This window comes from Caldisericum sp. (assembly GCF_049967455.1).
In the GTDB taxonomy this organism is placed as follows: domain Bacteria; phylum Caldisericota; class Caldisericia; order Caldisericales; family Caldisericaceae; genus Caldisericum; species Caldisericum exile_A.
On record NZ_JBMFSR010000045.1, the window covers coordinates 1 to 7,339 of the forward strand.

Genomic DNA, 7,339 nt, shown 5'->3' on the forward strand with positions numbered 1-7,339 from the left:
GATAAATCCACTGAAAAAGAGCATGGATTTAATCTTTTCTAACCTTTACTCTTTTCAGAAGGTTCCAAAGGAATAAAAAATCGCTCAATTTAGGTATAAATAATGCAATGCTCGAGCTTGATAAAGAGGATTATGAAATCCTTTACGAGTTATATTTTAAGCATACTTCAGTCCATCAGTTATCCAGAAATCTCGGCATCACCTGCAAAGCAATAAGATGGCGAAGGGACAAGGCATTAAAGAGATTGAAAGAGATAATTGAAAAGAGATTAAAAATAAGCAAAATAATCTTGTAAATATTTGTCAAGAGAATAAAATAAAAAGAGTGGAGGCTTGGCATGGAAAGGAAAAACGGTGGAGCGAAAAACAACAATGATTCAATATATGAAAAAGATATTCAGCGAGGAATAAGCAAAGGCATTATTTCCGTTGCAGAAGATAAATCAAAAATTATTTATAATGCAGCTCAAGAGCATAAGGAAAATTTAAAAGACCCTGAGGAAAAAGTAAGAGCTGCTTTTTTTGGCGAATTGGTCTTAGATTACGGCTATAATCCTAATAGAATTAGATTAGAGGTTCCAGTCCCAAGAAGAACCCCAGAAGATAGAGCAGATATTGTCGTTTATGAAGACGATGAATTAAAAAAGCCTTACCTTGTGGTCGAATGTAAAAAAGATGGTATCACTGACGCCGAATTTAAACAAGCCATTGAACAAGTTTTTGGAAATGCTAATAGTATGCGAGCGCAATTTGCAGCAGTGATTGCAGGAACAACACGAACAGCCTTTAATGTAGCAGAGTTTAAGCCAAATGAAAGAGAAAAAAATGTAATTGCAGATATCCCAAAGAAATACGGAAAAGCTCCAAAATACAAATTTATAAAGGGAGAACCGCAGGATGAGCTGAAAATTATTTCAAAAGAAGAATTAATCCAGACATTAAAGAAATCCCATGATACAGTTTGGCAGGGAGGGCGCCTTGCTCCAACAACAGCCTTTGATGAAGTATCAAAACTCTTATTTTGTAAGTTGAAAGATGAAAAAGACACTACTAAGGGATCTCCTTATAAATTTCAGATAGGAACGCATGAAACAGCAGATGAGGTTTTTAATAGAATAAACGGAATATACCAAAAAGCAAAAGAACAAGATGCAGAAGTTTTTAAAGAAGATATAAGATTGGACCCAAAAATATTTTATAGCGTGGTAGAGCATTTGCAGGGAATTGCTCTTACAAAAACTGATTTAGATACAAAAGGAGTTGCCTTTGAAACCTTTATGACAGACTTTTTCAAAGGTAAGATGGGCCAATTTTTTACACCGAGAGAGATAATTCGGTTTGCAGTAAGAATATTGAATCCTACAAAAGATGACTTGGTTTTAGACCCCGCTGCTGGGAGTGGAGGATTTCTCCTTAATTCAATGGACAATGTTCGAGAATCCGCAGAGAAAGATTATGAAGAAAATGAGGCTTGGGAACACTGGCATAGTTTTGCAAGGCAAAATCTTTATGGTATTGAAATAAACGACCAGATTGCCCGTGTATGTAAAATGAATATGATTATCCATGATGATGGCCATACTAATGTAATCAGTACAGACTCATTAAGAGATTTTGAAGAGATTCAAGCCATTCATAAGGGATTTGGGAAAGACCATTTTGACATTGTGCTAACCAATCCACCATTTGGTGCAACAATTAAAAGGACGGAAAAGGATTATTTAGATAAGTACGAGCTAGGAAAAGGAAAAGACGCCCAGAAAAGCGAAATTCTATTCATCGAGAGAGTAATAAATTTCGTTAAGCCAGGAAATGGAAGAATAGGGATAGTTTTACCAGATGGTATTCTGACTAATTCGTCACTACAATACGTGAGAGATTTTATCATGGAAAGATGCCAGATATTAGCAGTTGTATCTCTACCTCAATTTGCTTTCAGCCATTATGGAGCAGGCGTTAAGGCTTCGTTAGTTTTTTTGAGAAGGAAAGGCAATGATGAGGTAATAGGCAACTATCCCATATTTATGGCAATTGCAGAACACATCGGATACGATGCAACTGGAAGAAAAGACCCACAAAATGATCTGGATAAAATAATTGAAGAATACTATAAGTTCTTAGAAAATTCGGCTAATTATCAGGGGGGATGAAATGGCAATTTTCAAGATTAATAATCAAAAGGCTCAAAAGTTAAGAATTAAGAAATTCAAAAATGAAAAGGAATTGCAAAAATTATTTGAGAGCAATCTTGAGGAGATTTTGGGGATTCGATTTTTAGCTTCTGAATTTACAACAACTCATGGTGGTAGAATTGATACATTAGGAATAGATGAGGATGGGTCTCCCGTAATAATTGAATATAAAGAAAGCGAAAAAGATAATGTAATCAATCAAGGACTTTTTTATCTTGACTGGCTCGTTGACCATCAAGGCGACTTTGAGATACTTGTACAAAAGAAACTGGGACAAAATGTAAAAGTAAGCTGGGATGCTCCAAGACTCATTTTAGTTGCGCAATCATATAATCAGTATGACAAGTATGCAGTAAATAGGATTTCTGAAAATATTGAATTGAAGAAATACATTTTGTATGAAAATGATGTTTTATTTGTTGAAGACATTGTTTTGCCTAATGAAAAAGTGCAGCCAAAAAAGGAAAAGAAAACAGGCATTGTTTATAAAGAATATATAGTAGAAGACCACTTGAAAGGTAAGCCAGAAAGAACAAAAGAGCTTTTTAAGGAGCTCCAGGAAAGGATTTTGAAATTAGACGACAAAATAAATGAAAAGGCACTAAAGTATTATGTTGCTTATGAACTAAATTCGAATTTTGCAGAAGTTGTTGTACAGGACAAGGGTTTGTGGGTACATGTTGATATTAATAAAGGAGATGTAAATGACCCAGAAAATAAATTAGTGGATGTTTCAGAAAAGGGACACTGGGCAACCGGCAACCTAAAAATAAGGGTAAACACCTTGGAGGATATTAATTACTGCATGGACATAATCAAGCAGAGTTATGAAAGCAAATTATAGAGGCGAAAATGGAATGCTTTAAAGTTTATGCTAATGAGATTGAAGGAAGATTAGACCCTTTTTATTATAAGCCAGAGTTTTATGAGCTAGAGAAAAAATTAGAAAATTTAAAATGGAAAATTGTTAAACTTTCGGATATATTTGAAATCAGTCGAGGTGGCTCTCCAAGACCAATTAATAAGTTTTTTACTACTGAAGAAAATGGTGTAAATTGGATTAAAATAGGGGATACAAAAGGTGTTGATAAATATATTTACAAAACAAATCAAAAAATAAAACCCGAAGGCGTAAAATTCTCAAGAGTAGTTAAAGAAGGAGATTTTATATTATCAAATTCTATGAGTTTTGGAAGACCTTATATAATGAAGACAACAGGGTGTATCCATGATGGTTGGTTATTATTAAGAGAAAAAGATAGAAATTTGAATAAAGAATTTTTATATTATCTTCTAAGTACAAACTTAATATATAAATTTTTTAAGAGAGTCACGCTGGGAGGGGTCGTTGATAATCTAAATATAGATTTAGTTAAAGAAGTAAAAGTGCCTCTTCTGCCTCTTGAAACACAAGAAAAAATCGTCGCATTAATGGACAAAGTATACTCTATCAAAAAATCTCATGAAGTCGAAGCCCAGAAACTTCTTGACTCAATAAGCGATTATATTCTTGATGAATTAGGGATAAAACTGCCAGAATTAAAAGATAAGATGTCCTATGTTGTAGATTCTTCATCAATAAGAGGTCGAGTTGATCCCTATTACTATCAGCCGAAGTTTGAAGAAGTAGAGAAGTCAATTTATCAAGGCAAATTCGAAGTTAAAGAGTTAAAAGACTCTTTTAAAAACGATCTCATAAAAGGTATGCTTCCAAGCGAAGAAGAAAAAGATGGAGATATAAAAGTATTACAAATTAAGAATATTCTCAAAAACGGGTTAATTAACACGTCTGAATATGTTACCGCAAAGAATATCTTTAAATCTGAGCATAAGATAAAAAAAGAGGAAATTATAATAGTTATAACAGGGGCAACAATCGGTAAGGTGGGTTTGTGGTATTCGGACGAAGAGTTTTATCTTGGTGGAGATATGATTAAATTCTCTGTAAACAATAGATTTAATCCATATTTTATTCAAGCTTTCTTGCTATCCCAAGCTGGGCAGTATCAATTAATGAGAGAAATAACAGGGGCAACAAATAAACATTTATCTCCTGATAATATTAAGGCTATTAAAGTCTCTTTACCGCCTCTTGAAATCCAAAACAAAATTGCTGAAGAAGTTAAGACAAGGATGCAAAAAGCCAAGAAATTGCAGGAAGAAGCAAAAACCATTTTAGAAGAAGCAAAAGAAAGAGTCGAAAGAATAATTTTAGGCAACGAAGAAATATGATATAGTTAATTAAAGGGAGAGAATTGTGAGAATTTCAAAGAGTAAAGCAATTAAACTAATAGATGAAAAAACCACACAATTTAAAAATTTATTAGAAAACGCAACATATGAAAACCGTTTTGCTGAAGCTTATTATTTAGCATACAATGGTTCAAAAGACTTGCTTGCCTCGCTTTTTTCTGAAGACGATGCAAAAAAATTTGAAGAAAATGTTAACACTGGGGCTGGGATATTTTTTGTTGGAGAAGATATAGACTTTGCAAAAGAATTGCAAGACTATAAAAAACGTATTAACAAATGTATCACCCAATTGGAAATTTATCGTGAAAGAGTTCAGAATTTCTGGGGAACTGAGAAAACTGTTGCTAATAAGAAGCCAAAAATCGTTCCTTTTATCTCAATGAGCTTTAGCAAATCTGATAAAAATATAAGTCAATATTTTATGGGTATTCTCACAGCTTTGAAAATTCATTTTGAAACAGGAGAGCGATACTCTAAAGATAACATATCAGAAAAAGTAAAGAAAAGAATAGTTAATTCAGGCCTTCTTATTATCATTTTTGTTAAAAGAGATAAATTAGAAACCGGTGAATATATTACACCTTCTTGGTTAATTAAAGAACGGGGAGTTGCTCAAGGTGCAAATAAAGATGTGATCGTATTGGTTGAAAAAGGCATAGATGAGAAGCATTTGGCTGGCTTAGACTATGAAAAAGAAATTATATACTTTGAGCGAGACAATGTAAAAGTAATGGAAGAAGCAACAATAAAATTCTTGGAAGCTTTAAAAGAGCACAAATTGATATGATTCAGTTTAATTTGACTAACTGTATTGCTCATAATCGCTCAATACCGAAAAGCGATAATAATAAAATGATAGTTGATTATGAGAACGCAAGAGATAGATTAAAACAATCAATATATGACTTCTGGGTGAATATAAAGAACGATTGAACAGAGGAAAGATAGGTGCTCAAAAAATATTATTCAGGGTATATAGATCTTGATTGTAAAAGCGATTATGGTGAGCAACCTTATAAAGGAAGGTACTTTTCTATTTATTTTGACACTCCAAGGGAAGGGAAAAGTGATGTTACTTGTAGGATTAAAGATTCTGAAGGAAATGATGTTGAAGTAGAATGCAAAGAAGCGATAATTCAAACAAGCAGCATAGAAAATGCTATAAAAGTTTTGGAATTAATTAGTGCAGCCTTAACTCTATTAAATGCAGAATTATATGAAGCAGATCGTACTTCAATCCTACCATTTTCATCGGAAGAGAGGAAGCTTATGGCGCAGGAGTTTATGTTAGAAGAAAAAATGGTCGGTAATCAAATACATGCCATTCCTCAAGTTTTGTTAGCATGTAAAATTGCTTGCAAGGTGTCTTTTAGAAGAGTTTATTATAATGCCTTATTAAAATATCAACTTGGAAATTACTTATATTCTATTACTCCAATTGAATTAGACCCATCTCATTCTCTTTATTACAAGCTTTCACCTTTTCCTTCAGACTATGTAAAGTTTGCTTATGCCATTATTGCGTTCTATTCAGTTATAGAGGAGTTAGGGTTGGAGATTAGGGCAAGCGAAAAAAAGCCAAGTTTTATTAATGGAAAATGGAACCCTGTTATTAAAAAAGATCTGGAAGCAAGATTGAAAAAAGACGGAATAAATACACAAGAATTATTTAGCTGGATCTTAAGGTCAACACCTACAAATATTGAAAGACATTTGCTTAAAAGTGGAAAATTGAAGCCTGTTAAAAAATCTTCTTGGGCGAGAAGTTCTGTTAGAGACTCTAAGATAAAGTTAGTTGACGCTATATTATTAGTAAGCAATCTGAGAAGTTCAATTTCATCACATAAATTTAGTAAACTAGTCGAATCTCTCTCTATTTATGATGTAAGCAATGCTAATTACTTGGTAAGAAGGTTGCTTATAGAGAAGCTGGGATTTTGGCGGTAAAAAATTATAAAAGGAAGGAGAGACTATGAATCCAATTATTAAGCTAATTGCAAATGCACAACCTGGAGAGAAGAAGTTTGCGCTATTTGTGGGTGCAGGGGTATCAAAAGACGCTGAGGTACCAACTGCGTGGGATTTAATGCTTAAAACTGCAAGCCTACTTTACGCAGCCGAGAATAATGAAATAAAGGAAAGCATTAACTATGAAGAGTGGTTTCTAAATAGTAATTATGCAAAAATGAGTTACTCAGAATTAATTGAAAACCTCTATCCAACTTACCCTGCTCAGCAGGATTTTCTTCAGCAATATTTGGGTAGTAGAAAACCTGGAAAAGTACATGAATTGATTGCAGAATTAGCAAGGAGAGGGATTATTAGAGCAATTGTTACTACAAATTTTGATCACTATATTGAAGATGCATTAAAAGGAAAAGGTTTGGATATACAAGTTATTTCTACAGAAGAAGATTTAACAAATTCGGAGCCGCTAATACAGTGTAAGAAAGTGAGGATTTACAAACCGCATGGAGATTTAGGAAAAGGTATGCTGAGAAATACACCTGTAGATTTGGAAAGGTTGCCTCAACAAATTGAAGACGAATTAGTTAGAGTTTTGAGCGTGCATGGTGTTATGGTGCTTGGTTACTCAGGTAGAGACAAGGATATGCAAAGAGTATTCGAAAGAAGAAATTATAGCTATTACCAACTATTTTGGATAAACCCTCAACATCCAGAAGGAGAAATGAAAAATATATTGGAAAGTAAAGGATATGAGTATATTGAATGTACAGGAGCAAGTCAATTTTTCCCGACTTTATCAGTTGACACCGAGCGGACCCGCATAAATCCTAAGAATTAATTTTTAAAAATCTTCATTTTGCTACTACAAACTTCTGTTTGATATTTTTGTTCTGATTAGATTCTTAACTCTCCAAAGGGAGTAATGT

Annotated in this window: 7 protein-coding genes; all 7 read left to right on the top strand. The window is 33.3% G+C overall.

Going from position 1 to position 7,339, the window contains the following annotated elements:
- The first annotated feature begins 107 nt into the window (after positions 1–107).
- The 7 genes from ACP5SP_RS06920 to ACP5SP_RS06950 all read left to right on the top strand — a co-directional run bounded on the left by ACP5SP_RS06920 (position 108) and on the right by ACP5SP_RS06950 (position 7,251).
- Positions 108–296 (top strand): hypothetical protein, encoded by a 189-nt coding sequence (locus ACP5SP_RS06920; RefSeq protein ID WP_428076326.1) that lies wholly within the window; start codon positions 108–110, stop codon positions 294–296.
- A gap of 42 nt (positions 297–338) precedes the next feature.
- Complete coding sequence (locus ACP5SP_RS06925) at positions 339–2,150, top strand: restriction endonuclease subunit M (RefSeq protein ID WP_428076327.1); 1,812 nt, start codon at positions 339–341, stop codon at positions 2,148–2,150.
- A 1-nt stretch (position 2,151) separates the two neighbouring features.
- Positions 2,152–3,036 carry a DUF5655 domain-containing protein gene (locus ACP5SP_RS06930; RefSeq protein WP_428076328.1) on the top strand — a complete coding sequence of 295 codons (885 nt, stop codon included), beginning with the start codon at positions 2,152–2,154 and terminating at the stop codon, positions 3,034–3,036.
- Between the two features lie 8 nt (positions 3,037–3,044).
- Positions 3,045–4,424 (top strand): restriction endonuclease subunit S, encoded by a 1,380-nt coding sequence (locus ACP5SP_RS06935; protein WP_428076329.1) that lies wholly within the window; start codon positions 3,045–3,047, stop codon positions 4,422–4,424.
- A gap of 25 nt (positions 4,425–4,449) precedes the next feature.
- Positions 4,450–5,232, top strand: a complete 783-nt coding sequence (locus ACP5SP_RS06940) for a hypothetical protein (protein ID WP_428076330.1) — start codon at positions 4,450–4,452, stop codon at positions 5,230–5,232.
- 161 nt (positions 5,233–5,393) lie between these two features.
- Positions 5,394–6,392 carry a hypothetical protein gene (locus ACP5SP_RS06945; protein ID WP_428076331.1) on the top strand — a complete coding sequence of 333 codons (999 nt, stop codon included), beginning with the start codon at positions 5,394–5,396 and terminating at the stop codon, positions 6,390–6,392.
- A 25-nt stretch (positions 6,393–6,417) separates the two neighbouring features.
- Positions 6,418–7,251 (top strand): SIR2 family protein, encoded by an 834-nt coding sequence (locus ACP5SP_RS06950; RefSeq protein ID WP_428076332.1) that lies wholly within the window; start codon positions 6,418–6,420, stop codon positions 7,249–7,251.
- The last annotated feature ends 88 nt before the right edge of the window (positions 7,252–7,339 follow it).